The sequence below is a fragment of the Chitinophaga fulva genome, from assembly GCF_012927205.1.
GTDB lineage: Bacteria > Bacteroidota > Bacteroidia > Chitinophagales > Chitinophagaceae > Chitinophaga > Chitinophaga fulva.
In genome coordinates this window covers 431,742-449,526 of sequence record NZ_JABBGC010000004.1, presented here as the reverse complement: position 1 = coordinate 449,526, position 17,785 = coordinate 431,742, and the positions used below count along the sequence as shown (strand labels likewise).

The 17,785-nt window shown below is 49.4% G+C and carries 9 protein-coding genes and 1 tRNA gene; 3 read left to right on the top strand and 7 right to left on the bottom strand.

All coding sequences use genetic code 11. The annotated features are described in order from the left end of the window. The first annotated feature begins 155 nt into the window (after positions 1-155). A complete protein-coding gene (locus tag HHL17_RS30285) occupies positions 156-3,830 on the top strand; it encodes a SusC/RagA family TonB-linked outer membrane protein (RefSeq protein WP_240976003.1) in 3,675 nt (1,224 codons plus the stop codon). Between the two features lie 18 nt (positions 3,831-3,848). After that, entirely contained in the window at positions 3,849-5,588 is a 1,740-nt protein-coding gene (locus tag HHL17_RS30280; protein WP_169228560.1) for a SusD/RagB family nutrient-binding outer membrane lipoprotein, read from the top strand. A gap of 81 nt (positions 5,589-5,669) precedes the next feature. Here HHL17_RS30280 and gap read toward each other — a convergent pair whose 3' ends face one another. From gap to HHL17_RS30260, 4 genes are all read right to left on the bottom strand, one after another. Beyond that, positions 5,670-6,677, bottom strand: coding sequence for a type I glyceraldehyde-3-phosphate dehydrogenase (gene gap, locus HHL17_RS30275; RefSeq protein WP_206156224.1), 1,008 nt, complete (start codon positions 6,675-6,677; stop codon positions 5,670-5,672). Positions 6,678-6,761: 84 nt separating this feature from the next. Continuing rightward, positions 6,762-7,760, bottom strand: a complete 999-nt coding sequence (locus tag HHL17_RS30270; RefSeq protein ID WP_169228559.1) for a GlxA family transcriptional regulator — start codon at positions 7,758-7,760, stop codon at positions 6,762-6,764. A 35-nt stretch (positions 7,761-7,795) separates the two neighbouring features. Continuing rightward, positions 7,796-10,630: a DUF6493 family protein gene (locus HHL17_RS30265; RefSeq protein ID WP_169228558.1), complete on the bottom strand. Its 2,835-nt coding sequence runs from the start codon at positions 10,628-10,630 to the stop codon at positions 7,796-7,798. Between the two features lie 22 nt (positions 10,631-10,652). Beyond that, the gene (locus tag HHL17_RS30260) at positions 10,653-11,999 is read right to left on the bottom strand and encodes an SWIM zinc finger family protein (RefSeq protein WP_169228557.1); all 1,347 of its coding nucleotides are present in this window, start codon (positions 11,997-11,999) and stop codon (positions 10,653-10,655) included. Between the two features lie 150 nt (positions 12,000-12,149). On the opposite strand from HHL17_RS30260, the gene HHL17_RS30255 reads away from it, so the two are divergent. Then, entirely contained in the window at positions 12,150-13,841 is a 1,692-nt protein-coding gene (locus tag HHL17_RS30255) for an ATP-binding response regulator (RefSeq protein WP_169228556.1), read from the top strand. A 13-nt stretch (positions 13,842-13,854) separates the two neighbouring features. Here HHL17_RS30255 and HHL17_RS30250 read toward each other — a convergent pair whose 3' ends face one another. From HHL17_RS30250 to HHL17_RS30240, 3 genes are all read right to left on the bottom strand, one after another. Then, entirely contained in the window at positions 13,855-16,230 is a 2,376-nt protein-coding gene (locus tag HHL17_RS30250) for an ABC transporter permease (RefSeq protein WP_169228555.1), read from the bottom strand. A gap of 241 nt (positions 16,231-16,471) precedes the next feature. Next, positions 16,472-16,542 (bottom strand) — tRNA-Gln (locus HHL17_RS30245). A gap of 120 nt (positions 16,543-16,662) precedes the next feature. Continuing rightward, on the bottom strand, positions 16,663-17,784 hold the full coding sequence (locus HHL17_RS30240) for a TlpA disulfide reductase family protein (RefSeq protein WP_169228554.1): 1,122 nt from the start codon (positions 17,782-17,784) through the stop codon (positions 16,663-16,665). Position 17,785: the final 1 nt, after the last annotated feature.

Genomic DNA, 17,785 nt, shown 5'->3' with positions numbered 1-17,785 from the left:
AATCAAATTGTACGACATGCACAAAGGTCCCTAAGAGATCTGTGCCGGCACAGTGCAAAAAAACCAGGAGCGCTCTCACCCGCCCCTGGTAAAATGCCTGAGCCGGTGTGACACTTCTCTGTATCCAACTTTATCAACTCAAACATCCCAAATGTATGAAATATTGCCAGCATGCAAGGCCCTTCCGTGTGCCAGGGCTACGCTCAACTATGCCTGACCGTTCACTTGTTACAGGCAAATCCGGTGCACATCTCACCTTCAAAAAAAGACTGATCATGCAACTCAAAATAGTCACCTTGTTGCTGACGGTAGCCTGCCTGCAAATCAGTGCCCGCTCTATGTCGCAACAGATCACACTATCCCGGAAACATGCATCTCTCCTGAGCGTTTTTGAAGACATCAAAAAACAATCAGGATACAGTTTCTGGTATGAAGACATCATGCTGAAAAAAAGCAAACCGGTAGATATACAGGTGCAAAATGCCACGCTGGAACGTACACTGGCAGCTATTTTCCAGGACCAGCCGTTCTCTTATGAAATCATCGGTAAAGTGATCGCGCTGAAAGAAAAGCAAGCTAGCGCAGAAACACGGGACATCACCCCCGCGGAGATAACACAGGACAAACGGAAAATAACCGGCGTGGTAAAGGACAGCACCGGCACCCCTATCCCCGGTGTTACCTACCTCGTAAAAGGTACTAAAACCGGCGGTGCTACAGATCCCTCCGGACGCTTCTCCGTGGAGGTGCCACAGGGAAATGTGGTGCTGGTGTTCTCCTCCATCGGCTTTCAGCCCACCACCATTACCGTGGGCAATTCCAACACTGTCAACGTGGTACTGCACGCCGCCTCCAGCGGACTCAATGAGATGGTGGTGACCGCCCTCGGCATCAAACGTCCCAAAGGCACACTGGGTTATGCGATCAGCACCATTCAGGGAGAAGAGCTGACCAAAGCCGGTACCACGATGAACCCTTTCCTCGCCCTCTACGGTAAAGCTGCCGGCGTAGGCGTGAACATGGGCGCCTCTGGTCCCCAGGGCGGTATCAAAATCAATATCCGCGGCGCTGCCAGTATGAACCCCGACCAGAACATCCGCCCGATGTTCGTGGTAGACGGTGTTATCCTCAGCGACCGTAAAACATCTATCGGCGGACCAGTAGGCCAGGGCTTCGATTACGGCGCCGGCATCAACGATATCAACCCATCCGATATCGAATCCATGGTCATCCTCAAAGGCGCTAAAGCTACTGTATTGTATGGTAGCGATGCAGCCAACGGCGTGGTGCTCATCACCACCAAAAGCGGCCGTAACAGCACCGGCATGGGCATGACCGGATCTATCCAATACACCAATGAACAACCGGTATCTTACCTGAAACTGCAGGACCAGTACGGCCTCGGTGACGACATCTATGATACCGTATATGCTACCGTGAACGGACAGAAGGTCAGGACCATTCCCAACAAACGCTTTAGCTTCGGCCCTAAATTCGATGGCGCTAACGCCATGTTCTACGACAGCTCCATGGTAAAAAATTCACCACATACCAACAACTTCCTGTCGCTTTTTAACACCGGCCGCTCCACTACCGGTAACGTAGCTATCGCCGGCAGCAACGACAAAGGAAATGTGCGTGCTTCTTATACCAACTACTACTATAAAGATATCAATGGCGACAACTCCTGGCAGAAAAGGAATACCTTTAGCTTTAACGGTAACATCAAAGCATCCAATCTTGCCAGCTTTGAAGTGATCTCCAATATTTACAACATCACCAGCATGAACCGCCGCGGTTCCAACGATGGTTCTGTTGCATGGGGCCTGCCACTGGATTATGACTACAACCGGATCTATCCTTTCTACACCGATCAGACAGGATTCAAACGCGATCTCTCCCTCGCCGGTGTGCCTACCGCCTTCTCCAATCTGGGTGGCTTTATGTGGGACCGCTCCAAAAACTCCCTGAAGGATGATAAGGTGCATATGATCACGTCTGCCAAAGTAACGCTGAACTTCACACCTCACCTCTTCCTCGTGGGACAGGCCGGTCTTGACTACGACAATACCACCTACACCACCGAAAAAAGCGTGACCAGGATACTGCCCAGCGTAGCCAATGGTTCTTTCGGTATAGCCAAGGAAAATTCTACCGTGCAAACCTACCAGGCTTTGCTTAACTATAACCGCTCTTTCATGCAGGACAGGCTGCACCTGTTTGCCTACACCGGCGGCGCCTACCGCCTGCGGTCTTCCGATTATCTCGGCAGCTCCACCATCGGTGGTCTTAACTTCGCAGATCTGTATTCTTTCAACAATGAATCCGGTACACCTTCTGCCGCCAATCTCTATCAAATCAGAAGCTTCAACCGTGGCAATGACGTGCTGTATAGCTGGCTGGGCTCTGCTTCCCTCTCCTGGAAAAGTGAGCTCACCCTTGAACTCCAGGGCCGTATGGACTGGAACTCTACCCTGCCTCCGGAAAACAATAAATACTTCTATCCCGGTGTAGCGCTCAACTGGAACTACACCGAACGTTTCGCTATTCCCGGAATGAACAGCGGTACCCTCCGCCTGTCCTGGGCCGATGTGGGCAATGGTACCAGCCGCTACTTTGCCAACAACCTCTATAGCTTCACCCGGTTATCCAATACCACCGCGCTTTCTGTCACACCACCCGAAGCTATCCTCCCCGGCGCCCTCAAACCGGAACGTAAAAGGGAGTTTGAAATCGGTATCAACAACTCTTTCTTTAAGGACAACCGCCTGACGATCGATTTCTCCGCGTATAGCAATCACCGTTATAACCAGATCTTCAACCTCCCTATCTCTCCCGCTTCCAGCTCTACCGGGCTTAAAATCAACGTGGGTGACGTGAAAGCATGGGGACTTGAACTGGGCCTTACCGGTACGCCGCTCATGGGCAAAAACTACAGATGGGATATCACCGTGAACGCTGCCAGCCAGGGTTCTAAAGTGATGCGTCTCTATCCCGGCGTAACCAACAACCCGATCTCCAACCTGATCAATGGCTCCGCCGCTTCTATCCATGCGGATGAAGGACGCCCCTACGGCGAAATCGTAATGTACGACTACCTCCGCGACGATGCCGGTAATAAAATCGTAGGCTCCAACGGCATGTATTCACTTAACAATCAGAAGTCAATCGTTGCCGGTAACATCATGCCTAAATTCTACGGTGGTATCATATCCGACTTCAATTATAAAAATTTCAACCTCCGCATTGGTCTCGATTATAAATCCGGCGGTACCATCTTCTCTTATACCAACAACCGCCTCACCGGTGTAGGTCAACTGGAAAGCACGCTCCAATACAGGGATGAAGCACACGGCGGTCTTGCTTATTACTACGACGCCAATGGCAGTATGGTGCCCTGGCAACATAACCAGCCCGCTCCCGCCGGCGCAGCCAATGGCCGTGTATACCACGATGGTATTGTCCTCCCGGGTGTAATGCTGGATGGCAACGGCAAATCTGTACCAAACACACAGATGACCAACGCCAGCAGCTACTACATGAGCTACGCCAACGATCTGGCTACTTCATTCCCGCCGGACCGTCTGTACAAAAACAACTACATCAAAGTAAGGGAAGTAGCACTCTCTTATGAGGTACCACGCGAGCTGGTAAGACGCGCGAAGGTGCAAAAACTGGTTATCACCGCAGCAGCACGTAACCTGTTTTATCTCTATAAATCCATTCCCAACATCGATCCGGAAGGCGCGCTGGGTGCGGACTCTTATGTGGAAAACAGCATTTATCCAACACTGCGCACTTTCTCCCTGGGACTGAACGTTGCTTTCTAACGCATAAAAAACTACAACATGAAAAAATCATACTTGTATATAGCCATGATGGCCCTCGCTACCTTCACAGCCTGTAAAAAAGATGTGGAGAAAAGGTTCTATGACCCGGACAAACTGAACGCCTCCGTTACCGACGTAGTACCCGGGTTGTTCACACAGCTGATCACCAACAACAAAATATTTGTGCAGGACTATGGAGAATGGTATTACCTCCTCAATGGCGGTACCAGCATCACCGGCTACGGACAGGTGGCACAACGGTACATCTCCTATCGCTACGATTGGTTCAGCAGCTACAATGACCTGGTCAGCGGCAACGGCTTCGATGATTTCCCCATCTCCGGCCAGTCCTATTTCCAGAACAGCTATACTAAACTGAAAAACTATGAAGTCATTAAAGACTCCGTAGAACTGCGTACCGGTCAAATGAAACAGGATGGCGATGTATACCTGAAACTGGCCACCTTCGTGAAGTTGTACCAATGTGGCAAACTGGTGGATTTCTTCAACTCCATTCCTTACTTCGACGCTTTTCAGGGCGTAAAAGGCGGTACACAATACCTCTTCCCGAAGTATGATGATCCCAAACAGGTATACCAGTCTATCATTGCCGATCTGGGCGGACTGGTCAACACACTGCCGACTGCTTTCAGCCAGATGTCTGATCCCGCCAAAACAGTTTTTCAGCAACAGGATTACGCGTTTAAGGGAGATATCAATAAATGGGTGGCATTCATCAACTTCACCCGCCTGAAAATGCTGGTACGTATGGCCGGAGTAGATGAAGCATATGCCAAACCTTTGATACAGGAAGCATTAGGCAAACCTCTGCCTACCACTGATCTTACCTGGACCATGTGGTATAAGATCGATGTACTCGGCGGAGGTACCTGGCAACGTGGCCTTTATGAAAACACCTATGCGTCTTTCATTCCCAATATCATCATGAAACGGTTGAACTATGGTGACTCCACCTATCAACCTGGTATTGATGACCCACGCCTGCCGGTACTGGCGATGCCTACCAAATTCAAAGATTACCGTGGTGTTTCCGCCAATATCGAAGAGCAGACTGCACTCTACAACAGCGGACAGAAGTATTATGCATTTGCAGACAACCTCGCTTCTTCCCTGTCTACAAACGCTAAATCCATGTATAGCCATATCACACTGCACCGCAATGAAAACCTGCCGGTGTATATGGTAACCCTGGGTGAACTGGACCTGCTGCTGGCTGAGATTGCGCTGAAAAATCTGGGTAATACCGGCAAAGCCGCCGAAGAGCATATCAAAGATGAAGTGGTGCATTCCACTAATTTCTGGTACTACCTCAACCAGCTCAGCACCTATGGACGGGGCACGCGGGATTCCGTACTGTACCCTTCCAAGCCTACCGATGCTATCGTCTATGGCTGGGGCGACAATATCAAAGCCAAATTTGTGGCAGCGCCTACACTGGAAGACAAAATGGAAATCCTGATGCAGCAGAAATATATCCACCTCAACCTGCTGCAACCATATGAACTGTGGGCTGAACTGAGAAGGACCCGTCACCCGAAACTGGAGCCTTTCACCTGGCATGCTTCCGTATGGAAACCGATGCCGGAGAGAGTGCACTATCCTACTGTGGAGCTGACCAACAATCCGGATAACTTCGCGAAAGTGGCCAACGAAAACAATACTACTTCCCCGATCTTCTGGGTACCCGCTAACCAACGTGGCGTACTGCCTTACTGGAACAATTACAATTACCAGTAAACAATAACAGATCACATAAAAAATCCCCCATTGATAAAATATCAATGGGGGATTTTTTTATCTATACCCAAGATGTTTAAACTATCCCTGCGCTTCGGCTGTAGCGTAAGATGCTGTAGCCACCAGTTCCGCAATGCGGTTGGAAATACCGGCTTCATTATCATACCAGGCCACCACTTTCGCCAGGTTGCCGATCACTCTTGTCATGGTGCCATCTACGATGGAAGAATGCGTATTGCCCACAATATCAGCAGATACAAAAGGCTCTTCTGTGTATTCGAGGATACCTTTCAGATCTGTTTCCGCATGTTGTTTGAACAGTGCATTGATGTCCGCCGCAGTAGCCGGCTGTTTCAATACGAGTGACAATTCAGCGATGGAGCCGTCAATCACGGGTACACGGTAAGAGAAGCCATCCAGTTTACCTTTCAGCGCCGGCAACACATCACCGATAGCTTTGGCCGCACCAGTGGTGGTAGGAATAATGGACTGCGTGGCCGCCCTGGCTCTTCTGAAATCCTTATGCGGGCCGTCCTGCAACATTTGGTCCATGGTGAAAGCATGTACCGTGCTCATAAAACCGGATTCTATTCCGAAAGCTTTATCCAGCAAAAACAGCGGAGGGGCGATACTGTTAGTGGTGCAGGAAGCGGTAGACAGAATTTCATCTGTTGCTTCAATAATATCTTCATTCACGCCTGCCACGATAGTTTTCACGCCGCCGGAAGCCGGCGCAGTGATCAGTACGCGACGGGCACCTGCGCGGATATGCGCCTGTGCCTGGTCTTTATGCGTGAATCTTCCGGTAGATTCGATCACCATATCTACGTCCAGTTTACCCCAGGGCAGATTGGCAGGATCTTTTTCATTGGTAAGCAGTATTTCTTTTCCGTTAACGATCAGGTGTTGGTCAGTATGAGAGACAGTGCCGGGGAATTTTCCATGGGCGGTGTCATATTTGAAGAGGTGGGTGAGGATATCTGCACCCATCAGGTCATTGATGGCAACTACTTCTACATTGTCTTTATGCTGTAAAGCTCTGAGGGTCATTCTTCCGATACGGCCGAATCCATTGATAGCTATTTTCATCGCTTGAATAATTTTGGTTACAGTACAAAAGTACCGCAACCACTACTTGTCTCAAATGACGAAAAATATACAATTTCTGCCAAATCAATGGTGAAGGGAAGTGCGGAAATTCCGGCGATAATCGCTGGGGGATACAGAGAGATGACGGAGAAAGACCCGCCGCATGGACACCATGCCGCCAAGGCCACATTTTTCAGCGATCTGCTCTGTGCTGAGATCACTTTCTTCGAGATACTTGCGGGCGGTTTCCACCCGTAATTTCTCTACAAATTTAGCGGGCGTAAGGCCACACTCTTTGAGGAACACGCGGGCGAAATTACGGGGACTCATATTCGCCTGTGCAGCGAGGCGCTCCACGCTCAGGTCCTCATGCAGCACCTGTACCATCCAGGGGCGCAGTTTACCGGCGAGGGTATTGGCCAACTGGTGATGATCGAGCAAATCGCCGAACTGTGCCTGGTACCCGGGCTTCCTTAGGTAGATGACCATTTTTTTAGCTACCAGTGCTGCCAAGTCGCGGCCATAATCCTCTTCCAGCAGGGCAAGGGCCAGATCAATACCGGAGGCCAGGCCACCGGACGTATATACGTTGCCGTCACGCGTGTAAAAAGGATTGGTATCTACCTGAACATCGGGGTGCTGCTCCTGGAAGTCCTGGCTGTATTGCCAGTGGGTGGTGGCACGGCGGCCGTTAAGCAGCCCCGCCCGCGCCAGCGCGTAAGCCCCGATACATACGGAGCCAATACGGCGCAGGCGGGGATATATGTCATTCAGCCACTTGTAAAAATCGTGACGGTTATATTCAAAAAATTCAGTGCCCAATCCGGCGATCAACAAAGTATCAATAGGCCGGTCCAGCTCAGCTACCGTTACGGGGCATATCACTTCCACGCCACTTTGCGTTTTCAGGTGATGCTCCTCTCCCGGCGAAGCCAGCAGTATCTCATAACCCTCATGCTCCTGCTGTGGATCATTGCGGAGTATTTTGGTGGCCTGCGCGAAAACATCGCAGGGACCGGCAATATCCAGCAGGGAGGTACCTTCCATCGGCACTATGACGACCAGTTTTTTGGATGCAGACATCTGATATTTTTCCAAAAGTACACAGAAAAAATGGCCTATTGCTGTACTACCCGTTTCAACAGCTGCTGCACCGCTTTCTTCACGGTACTGCTGCCCTGCCATGCATTTAAAAGCTGTATCACCGCAGTATTGGTGATACTGCTGTTATTGATGGCCAGTACTTCCGCATACACTTCCAGCAGCTTTTTCAGGTCTTTCACCGGCGTGTCCGTAAACACAGACAGGCAGGCTGTCAGCAATGTTTCCAATGCTTCGTTTTGCAGACGGCTGATCTGCGTTTGTGTGCTGATCAGATCAGTGAGCCGCTTCATAGGTGCCCAGGATACCCGTTGCTGCATACCGATCGTCTGTCCCAGTTTTTCGCTGCTGATACGGTCAGGTATCCGGCTGCTCCAGTATTCAGCTGCATATCCCTTGACGGTTTTATCAGCATGCAACATGCACAGGGCAATACAGAGATACCTCATTTCTGAATGCGGTATATCAAGGCTGTGCAACGTTTTCAGCGTATTTAATACAATGCCTGTTTCATTCACTTCGTAATACGCGGAAGAACGCTGACAGGATTGCATGACCCTTGCCAGCAATACATCCGGGTGATTGGGCGTCAGTAACAACAGCCTGGCCACATCCGTAATGGAAACTGACATGTACTGTCCCACACCATTCAGGTATTCCTGCAACAATGGCGACGCTCCTTTGAGAATATCCCCTTCAGGAAAGGTAATGTCCATCACCAGTTCCTCGGACATATACCGGTCATAATCTCCTTTTTCCCGGTTGTATTGGCCATACGCCAAGTAAGGCTTGCCACCTGTTTTCCAGGCGTAGTCGCCATTCAGCAGTGCTACCGGCAAGTGGTTATACGAAAATCCGGCAAAAGCTTCATAAGTGGTCAACGGCGCCTTGGTCAGCCCTGCCTGCATCCAGGCGACTTCCATCGAGAAAGGCCCCTGTGGCAAAGCAGCGGCATCCAACAGGAAAGTAAACAATCGTTGATACTCGCCCGCAGGCCATTGCTGTACTAACGTTAACGCTGCGGCGGTGTCCTGCAAGGCACATCGCGCAATAGCGATCTGCATGTCCAGCATGTCCGGCAATACACCGGCAGACTGGTACAACGCCAACCGTTGCACCAATACCTCCGGATCTATCCATCCCGGTTCATGGCTAGGTGTAGAAAGCAACGGCAACGGGTCTTTCTCCCGGATTTTTTTCAAAGCCAGGACCAGCAATTTCCGGTGAGGCATATATACAGCACTCTCTGTACGGGAAGTTTTCCAGTGCTCCAGTTCAGGCATCTCATGCCGCGTACGCCACCAGTGCTGCGCGCCTTTGACTTCATTCAGTTTTGCCGTATAGGCGGCATCATTATCCGCCATCCATTTACCATAGTTCAGGAAAAAAACAGCCTGGGTAATGTCCAGCAGGCCCATGTTGCCCGACGGCCGTTTTAAGACAGTAGCCGCCCGTTGGAAGGCCGGCTCCAGCTGCCACAACGTTTCTGTGGTCATAGTATCCTGTGCCGCCAGCAGCATGGCTGGCAACAGATCAAAATGCCAGGTGGCATTATTTTCAAAAACCTGACTGGCAAAGAATATCAGGTCTTCTGTAAGAATACGGTTATGCTCTCCGATCAGCGGCAGCCTCTCTACCTCCTCATGCGCTGCTACTTCCGTATCGGCGTGGCCCTCCATCAGCTCCTGCAAAACATTCCGGGTACTGGCGAGCATACTGCTGCTGTATTGGGAAAGTTGTTCTCTTAAAGCAGCATCATTTTTATCAGCCCATTGCAGGATCAGCTTCGCAGCTTTAGTCTGCACATCTTCATCTTTGGAAAGGAAAGCTGCACAGAGCTCCAGACAGGCCTGTGGTTTTATTTCCGGATGTGTTTTGCCCGCTTTCTCCAATATCTGTATAGTGGTAGTGATAATGTTCTTTTTATCGGTAGCCATCACCTGCGGCAGATGGTCCAGCAAAGCCTGATGCTCAAAACTTTTTTCAGCGGCAAGCACTTTCAGATAACCAAGTGCCGTATTGATTGCCTTTGACTGCGGAGAATTCAATGCCTGCAACAACAAAGGTTGTAACTGCTCCAACTCGGCTTTCTCCGGCTTTAGTAACGTTAACAGGTCTACGAACCATCCTACCTGTAACTTATTGAAGTTCCGGTTCACGGCTTTCAGACACTCTTCCAGTACCCGCCTCCGGTTGATAGTGCCATCACCGGTATACTGCTGAATAAACCCTTTCCAGTTGGGTTCAAAGTCGCCTGTTTTTTTACTGTTTGTCCAGCTATCGCTGAAATGTACGTTGGACGGATATTCGAACAGGTACCAGAAATGTTCTGACAGGGTAACTGGAGACTCAAACAACCGTGCAGGCTCGTACAGGCGGTGTTTACCATTGATGGCCATCGGCAACCGGCTCACCACCAGTGTAGGCGTTAGCGTAAGTAACCCACCAGCTTGCAGCTCCATCATCATCCTATAATCCACGTCACCGGGCAGTGTTTCTTTTTCTGCCATTTCCTGCATCCATGCATCGAACCAGTCCGGCATATACCAGGAAATAACTTTCCCCAGCAAACCGTCACGGAACAACGTAAAATGGAAATTAGTGCGCTGAAAAGCATTTCTGTCGTAGCATACAAATGTGGCGATGGCCAGTATTTTCGCCTGTGGTATGGTCATTCTGCTCCTCCAGTTCTTTTGATCAGTCTCTACAAACTCGGAGTAATAGGTATCCAGTTTGGTCAGGCCTGGTTTAAGCGCCTTTCTTTCTTCGGGGGTTAAACGTCGTAAAAACGGAACAATATCCTGATCCCGCTCTGTGGTTAACAATTGCTCCAGTTCTTCCAGATGTGTCATACAATCATTTTTGGGTTAAATGTCAATTTATCTTTTTTCGTACAGCAAGAATATGTTTACAAGGGCCCCGTTCTCCCTGATGTTTGGCAAACCAGGTACAGGTACATCGGGCGAGGTCACCATCGATCATCACAGTATGCGTAACACCACTGCCGGCAACACGGGCTTCCACCTTATCTTGTTGCTGGGAGATGATAACCACCTTATCTTCCGCTAACAGCTGCTCTGCATCCTTCATACGCGGATTCAGGCTCATGATCCTGTTGAGCTTAAACGGCAGGCGACGATAAAAATATACGTTGTCGTCCAGATCAAATCCCAGCAGCCCCATGGCAGCGAGGCGTGTTGTCAGCTGATCTATCTCCTCAAAACCAGCCTGCTCTTCCACGGCCAGCAACGTGGCATTAAATTCCTGGTTCACATGACCGTATTTGTCCATCGCGCTGATAAGCCGGTCCGGCACATCAGCGATCAGCGAATCCAGTGCCGCGCCCTCCCCCGAAAAGCCACGCCACGCTTCGCGTGACAGGCTAAGGCTGAATCTTACGTTACCGAAATACAACTGCCACGTAGTGCTCTGCATGTCCGGATGTACAAATACCTGCAGCTCGTCGGCCAATGGCAACAGCGGCTCCAATAAACGCAACCGGTGTATGCCGCCCACACAAACAGCATTGGCTGCTTTCACCGGGGAAAACGCAGGTCTGTTACCCCGCACAGTGAGGTAATAATCTGTTTTCACGGCACCGGCAGGAATGCCCTGAAACAGCTGCCGCAGTTGTACTTTATTCAAAGTATGTACCTTCTCCGATGCCGCCAGGAACAGTTGTACCGTCGTCAGGCCTTTGATCCATTTCACCGGCAGCGGCACCTTCTTTTCTGTAATGCTCTCCTCTGGCTGGCTTTGTACGCTGATTTCCCGGGCATTCACCATCAGCTGTAACGTATCGTTCCTGCTCACAGCATGCAACGCATTGATCATTGGCTGATTAAAATCCACGTTCACCGTGCCATTAGCAGGGAAAGTTCCGCTATGGCCTCCCGGCAATACATCTACCCGCGCATACACACCGGCACATTGGGAGAAACCCTCAAAACGAAGCTTCTCCGCGCCAGCTGTCACAATCGGGTCTTTCATCATCGCGGCGGTAGCCGGCGTTAAGGTAAACGATGATCTCACCACGTTAGATAAGGCTATCAGGCAGCGGGCCGTGATATAAGGCTGCTCCAGGCTTCCCTGGAAGAAAGCCGGGCCGGTGGCTTTTTCTGTTTCACTGTATCCCGCCAGTAATAAACGGGGGGCTCCCCCGGCTATAAAAGCCGATGGGGCCGGGTAACTGTAGCTGATGGTATTGGTCTCGGGTATCATGTCAATGGTAAAAAAGGAACATTCATTGCTATCTGGTATTCCGGATACAGGCAATATGAGTATCTGAACAAAAATAGTGTAAGGATTAGTATTCCTAAAATAGAAAAAAGTAATTTCGGGCTACATTATCCATGCCACTGTTGAATAACTATGAAAATTGCTGCCTATTCCGATAAACCCGTATCCTTTTTTAATACGATCTGTTTGCTGCTCGCTGTGCTGTCACTTACCCTGGGCATGGCAGTGTTTTACCTGATTGATTTCGCACCCGCCTTTTATCTGGAGCTGTTTGTCGGCATACTGTTTCTTTGCCTGCCGTTCCTGCATCGGCGCATCGGCATGGATACTGTTATCCTGATATTCTTTGTGGTACTGGACGCAGCACTGGTGTTTTATGGTATTGTGCTGGGACCTATCTCTGAAATACACCTGCTTGCCGCCTTCCTCATGGGCGCTTCTGATCTGCTGATGACCAGCAGAAAAACACGGAACCTTTTCTGGACTTATGTTGGCGCGATGGTCGTTCTCCTCGAGCTGAATTACACATTTCACTGGTTCAAACCCATCGCTTTCAGCCACAACAACATGCTGGCCATCCGGCTGATTGTAGTGCTGACAGGCACCGCCCTGAATGGCATCATGCTTTATTTCTATATCAAACAGGTACGCACGATGATGGCGGAACTAAAAAAAGCGTCCGAAGCCAAAACCAAATACCTGCGGGAAACCAACCACGAAATCAGGACGCCGCTGACGTCTATCATGGGCATCGCTGAAGGGCTCAACGAAAAAGTGGCGCAACTGAATGACAGCACACTGGTGGCTGCTATCCGCAAGGAAACAGAGCATCTGCAGGTAGCCTCCCTGCTCATCAGGGAAATTATCAACAATCAACTTGATCTCGCCAAAATAGAAGAAAATCAGTTCAACGAAGTCAAAAACGAAAATTTCAGCTTACGGGAATGTATCAACGAATGTATGCTGATGCAACGCCCCATCGCGTCTTCCCGGAAAATCAACGTGGTATTGAACTACGACGCCAAACTACCGGAGTACATTCTCTCCGACAACACGATCCTCAGCAAAATTATCAACAACCTGGCATCCAATGCCCTGAAATACGCCGCCAAAAATACCGTTGTCCGGTTCAACGTATTAAAAGCCGGTGAACAAATCCACATTGAAACACATAATATCAGTTCACTGAATCCGGAACAGCTGAATGAGATCTTCCTCCCCTTTGTATCCCATGCCAACAGGGAGAACAAAGTGGAAAGCACCGGGCTGGGACTGTCCATCACCAAACAACTGGTGGAAAAAATAAAAGGCACACTCACTGCTGCTACCGCTGGTTCCACTACCAGCTTCACATTGAGCATACCACTGAAAGAAGGCTATAAAGTGCAGGAGAGCAGCAATTTTGAGCCGGTAAAAGAAATATACCAGGACTATATCATCCTGGTGCTGGAAGATGATAAACTCAATCAGGCCTCTATCCGCGCTGCCATTAAAAGTATGGGCGCGGTACCTTACTTTGCGGAAAACGGCGAGGAGGCACTGGAACTACTAAAAATGATCACGCCAGACCTGATCATCACCGATGGTAAAATGCCTGTCATGGATGGAAAAAACTTCCTCCGGGCATTGCGCGCTACCGATGATGATACTACCCGATATATCCCCGCTATCGTCTCTTCAGGAGAAACATTCCTGCAGGAACAGGAAGGATTTATGGCCGCCGGCGCAACTGACTTTCTGCTCAAACCTTTTACAAGAAAGGAATTGGTGGATATGATCCGAAAACACCTGCCGAGCATAAAACTGATGAAACCACTTACCTAACTGCTGTACGGGCTTATTCTGCTTTCAGGCTGTTCACCGGATTCATCAGCGCCGCACGAATAGTCTGATAACTGATAGTACAGATGGTGATGACCAATGCGCCGCCTGCGGCTACCACAAATACGCCCGGGCCAATATCGATGCGATAGGCGTATTTATCCAGCCAGTATTGCAGACTGTAAAAAGCAACCGGCACGGCTATACAACAACCAATAAATACCAGCGCTACAAAATCTTTCGATAACAACAGCCACAATTGCACCAGGGAAGCCCCCATCACTTTGCGGATAGCGATTTCGCGTGTCCGCTGTGCCGCCATAAATGCAGCCAGGCCAAACAAACCCAGGCAGGAAATAAAAACAGCCAGCGAAGCAAAAACAGCCGCCAGTTTACCAGACAGCGTCTCCAGCTTAAACTTCTTATCATAACTGTCAGCCGCAAAGGTATAGTCATAGGCATACCCCGGGTTATATTTATTGAAAATCGGGGTGATCCTCGCGAGTGCAGTATGTATATCCGCCTTTTCCGACAAGCGGTATAACAGGGTGGTTGCATCCTCTTCCTGATGGGTAAATACGGCCGGTTCTACCGGTTTGAACGGAGATTCCATCACCGCATCTTTTATTACACCGGCAACGACTACACGCTCCTTCCCTCTCCAGCTAATATGCTGACCAGCCACAGGAGCACTAAGCCCCATTCGCTTTACGGCCGCTTCATTAATGATCACATAACCTGAATCTGCCGCCTGTAATTCCTGAAAATCGCGCCCTTCCTTTAACTGCATACCCATCGCTGAGAAATAGCCCCGCGACACCCCAATTTCTGACACCACCAGCGGCTGATTACCCTGCCGTCCATTCCACTCTTCCACCACCGTGCGTGACCAGATGGACGTTACCGGATTGGAAGCTCTTACCACGCTTTCCACCATACCGCTCTGCAGCAGTTCCTCCCGCAGCGCGTGGTAGTTCTTCTTCATATCTTCACTAATGTAAGTATACAGCAAGCCGGTAGTACTGTAACCTGCCGGTCGTTTTTTTGCATACTGGATCTGTTGATAAATAATGATGGTGCTGATGATCAATGCCACCGATGCTGCAAACTGCGCCACTACCAATACCTTGCGGGGAAGCGCTGCTGACCTGCCCGCCTGTTGACCACCCTTTAGCACCTTCACCGGCTCAAAGGAGGATAAATAAAACGCTGGTCTGCTTCCTGCCAATACAGCCGTAACAATAATAAATAACACCAATATACCCCATGCTGACAGCTCACCATAAGGAACAGACAAATCACCATCAATTACGCGGTTGAAAACCGGCAACGCCAGTTGCAAAATACCAATGCTCAATACCGCAGCCAGACTGGTGAGCACCAATGATTCCAACAGGAACTGTATCACCAGGTCGCGCCGCCCGGAGCCAATAGCTTTACGCACGCCCACTTCTCTGGCGCGCTTTTCCGAACGGGCAGTCGACAGGTTAATAAAATTGATGCAGGCAATCAATAATACCAATACACCAATCAATGTAAACATCCTCACATAAGTGATAAAGCCGCCACTCTCCTTCCCATTCTCAAAATTGCTGTAGAGCCGCCACCTGTCCATCGGATGCAGGAAAATCGGTTCTGTCCTGCGAGGACTATAACGATGGATAATATCTTTTATCTGTGCTGATACTTTTTCGTAAGATACTCCCGGCTCTAACGCCACAAAGGCCTGGGAAGAATTGTCACCCCAGTCGTTACGTGCCGCCTGCATCCAGGGCTGCGTCTGTATCAGGTAAGAAAACGGTATCAGGTACTGAAACTGTAAGGAGGAATTGGCCGGTACATCCTGAATAATACCCGTCACTTTCAAATCATGCTGATTATCGATACGGACAATCTTGTTTATAGCATCTGTTGTCCCAAACAATGTTCTGGCGGTAGAAGCACACAACACAATAGAGTAAGGGTCCTGTAGTGCTTTGGTGGCATCGCCTTCCAACATGGTAAAGCGGAACATCCGCAAATAGTCCTCACTTACGCCACTGCCCCGGATATAAAGTTTTTTATCCCCGGCAATCAACCCGTGATTGATAGGCCAGTCTGTTACCGCCACATACCGGATACCGGGAATATCTTTCCGCAAAGCATCTACCAGTGGAAGCGATACGGTACTCACCGTTCTCACGCCCCCGTTGTTATCGGGGTTGTTCTTCATCACCTGGTAAAGATGTTCATGACCAGGTAAAAAACGGTCATAGGAGTATTCATTTACCACCCACAGGGTGATCAGCAAACCCACGGCCATACCGGTACCCAATCCCAAAATGTTCAGCGTGCTGTAAACTTTATTGTTAACTACATTACGCCAGGCTGTTTTCAGATAATTACGAAACATGGGGGATGTTTTTTTTGAAAGATACTTCCAGGGTACCAATAAAATGCCATTGAAATAACATAATGACAATCAATACTATAAGAAAGTTCTTTTGTCCGCTTTTAATGCAGCCTTGTTCATTTATGGACAATTGGTTTTCATGCCATTGGGTTATACCGGGAAACAAAAAAACCGCTACATAGCTGTAGCGGTCTTGAGATTTTTGAGAGTTTTCAATGGGAGGTAGTTACTCTCTTTCTTGTTGCCCAACCTGGATTCGAACCAAGACAAACAGAACCAAAATCTGTCGTACTACCATTATACTATTGGGCAATCACCAATGGGTCGCAAAAGTAGAATTTTTTTTATAAAAAACAACTATCGCAAAAATTTTCTTTAAAAAAAGGCTGAACGGCCCTGCCGCCCAGCCTTTACAGGATGATTGGTTTTTGCTTATTCTCCGTATATCTCTTTCAGTTTCTTGTCCAGCTCATCGCCTTCGCTGCCGTAACGCCCGATGATCACGCCTTTCGGGTCAATCAGGATTTTTGTGGGCAACGAATGAATACCGTATTTGAGTGAAATATCATTCGGATTATCTTCCAGCCTGGACATGTCTGCGCCTCTGAGCACATGTTTCCATGGCAGGTCGTCTTTGGCTACGGCTGTTTTCCAGGCTTTCTCGTTTCTGTCGTCATCAGAGACGCCGATGATTTCCCATCCTTTGGATTGGTAACGGGCATACAATTCTTTGAGGTGTGGATTGCCTTTGCGACAGGGCACACACCAGCTGGCCCAGAAGTCGAGCAGCACATATTTCCCCTTGTAATCGCGCAGCGACAAGTCTTTTCCTTGTATATCCCTTGCAGTAAAATCTGTTGCTACTGCTCCTGGTGAACCATGACGGAGCCTGTTGAGCTCATCGGCGATGTATTTGGCAAAGCCGGTCTGTTGAGTAGCTGCCCCCAGTTGATCATAGTAGTGTTGCAGGGTATCAAGCGGAAGGTCTGCCACATGATAACGCAGCATATAAGCCGTCAGCGCGGACGTAGGATACTTCCGGAAATAGTGGTAGTCAGCCTGGTCGTTTTCTTCAAAATAAGGCGCCAGTCTTTCACGGATATCCGCTGCCTTGTCATGGTCCTTTTCCTTCCGCAGGGAATCCAGTCTCAGCTGATGTTTCTGCTGGATGAGTGCTTTCTCCTGCGCTAAATCCCATACGCCGGCATTGGCATTGTTACCGGTCACTTTAGCGAGGTTCAGTTTATTTCCGGCTGCGATGAACTGCTGGGAACCGGGCAACAGCACTACTGTAGCCGGACTGTCTTCCCGCCTGGCACTTCGAACATAAGCGATAGCAGCACCGGCAATCTCTCCTTTCACGGTGAAACTGCCGTTCTTCAGCACCAGGGAGTCAAAGGTCCTGTTACCGGCAGCATCTTCATACATCACATACAGTTTGCCGGTAGGTTGACCGGTAATTTTCCCATTAAGCACAAAAGGTTTTTTCTCCTGAGCATAAGCGAAGGCGGTAAGCGCCATACACCCGATAATGGTGGTGGTAATCTTTTTCATA

Coding starts and splice junctions, on each gene's coding strand:
- HHL17_RS30285 (WP_240976003.1), top strand. CDS start 156: ATGAAATATTGCCAGCATGCAAGGCCCTTCCGTGTGCCAGGGCTACGC.
- gap (WP_206156224.1), bottom strand. CDS start 6,677: ATGAAAATAGCTATCAATGGATTCGGCCGTATCGGAAGAATGACCCTC.
- HHL17_RS30265 (WP_169228558.1), bottom strand. CDS start 10,630: ATGACACATCTGGAAGAACTGGAGCAATTGTTAACCACAGAGCGGGAT.
- HHL17_RS30270 (WP_169228559.1), bottom strand. CDS start 7,760: ATGTCTGCATCCAAAAAACTGGTCGTCATAGTGCCGATGGAAGGTACC.
- HHL17_RS30250 (WP_169228555.1), bottom strand. CDS start 16,230: ATGTTTCGTAATTATCTGAAAACAGCCTGGCGTAATGTAGTTAACAAT.
- HHL17_RS30255 (WP_169228556.1), top strand. CDS start 12,150: ATGAAAATTGCTGCCTATTCCGATAAACCCGTATCCTTTTTTAATACG.
- HHL17_RS30240 (WP_169228554.1), bottom strand. CDS start 17,784: ATGAAAAAGATTACCACCACCATTATCGGGTGTATGGCGCTTACCGCC.
- HHL17_RS30260 (WP_169228557.1), bottom strand. CDS start 11,999: ATGATACCCGAGACCAATACCATCAGCTACAGTTACCCGGCCCCATCG.
- HHL17_RS30280 (WP_169228560.1), top strand. CDS start 3,849: ATGAAAAAATCATACTTGTATATAGCCATGATGGCCCTCGCTACCTTC.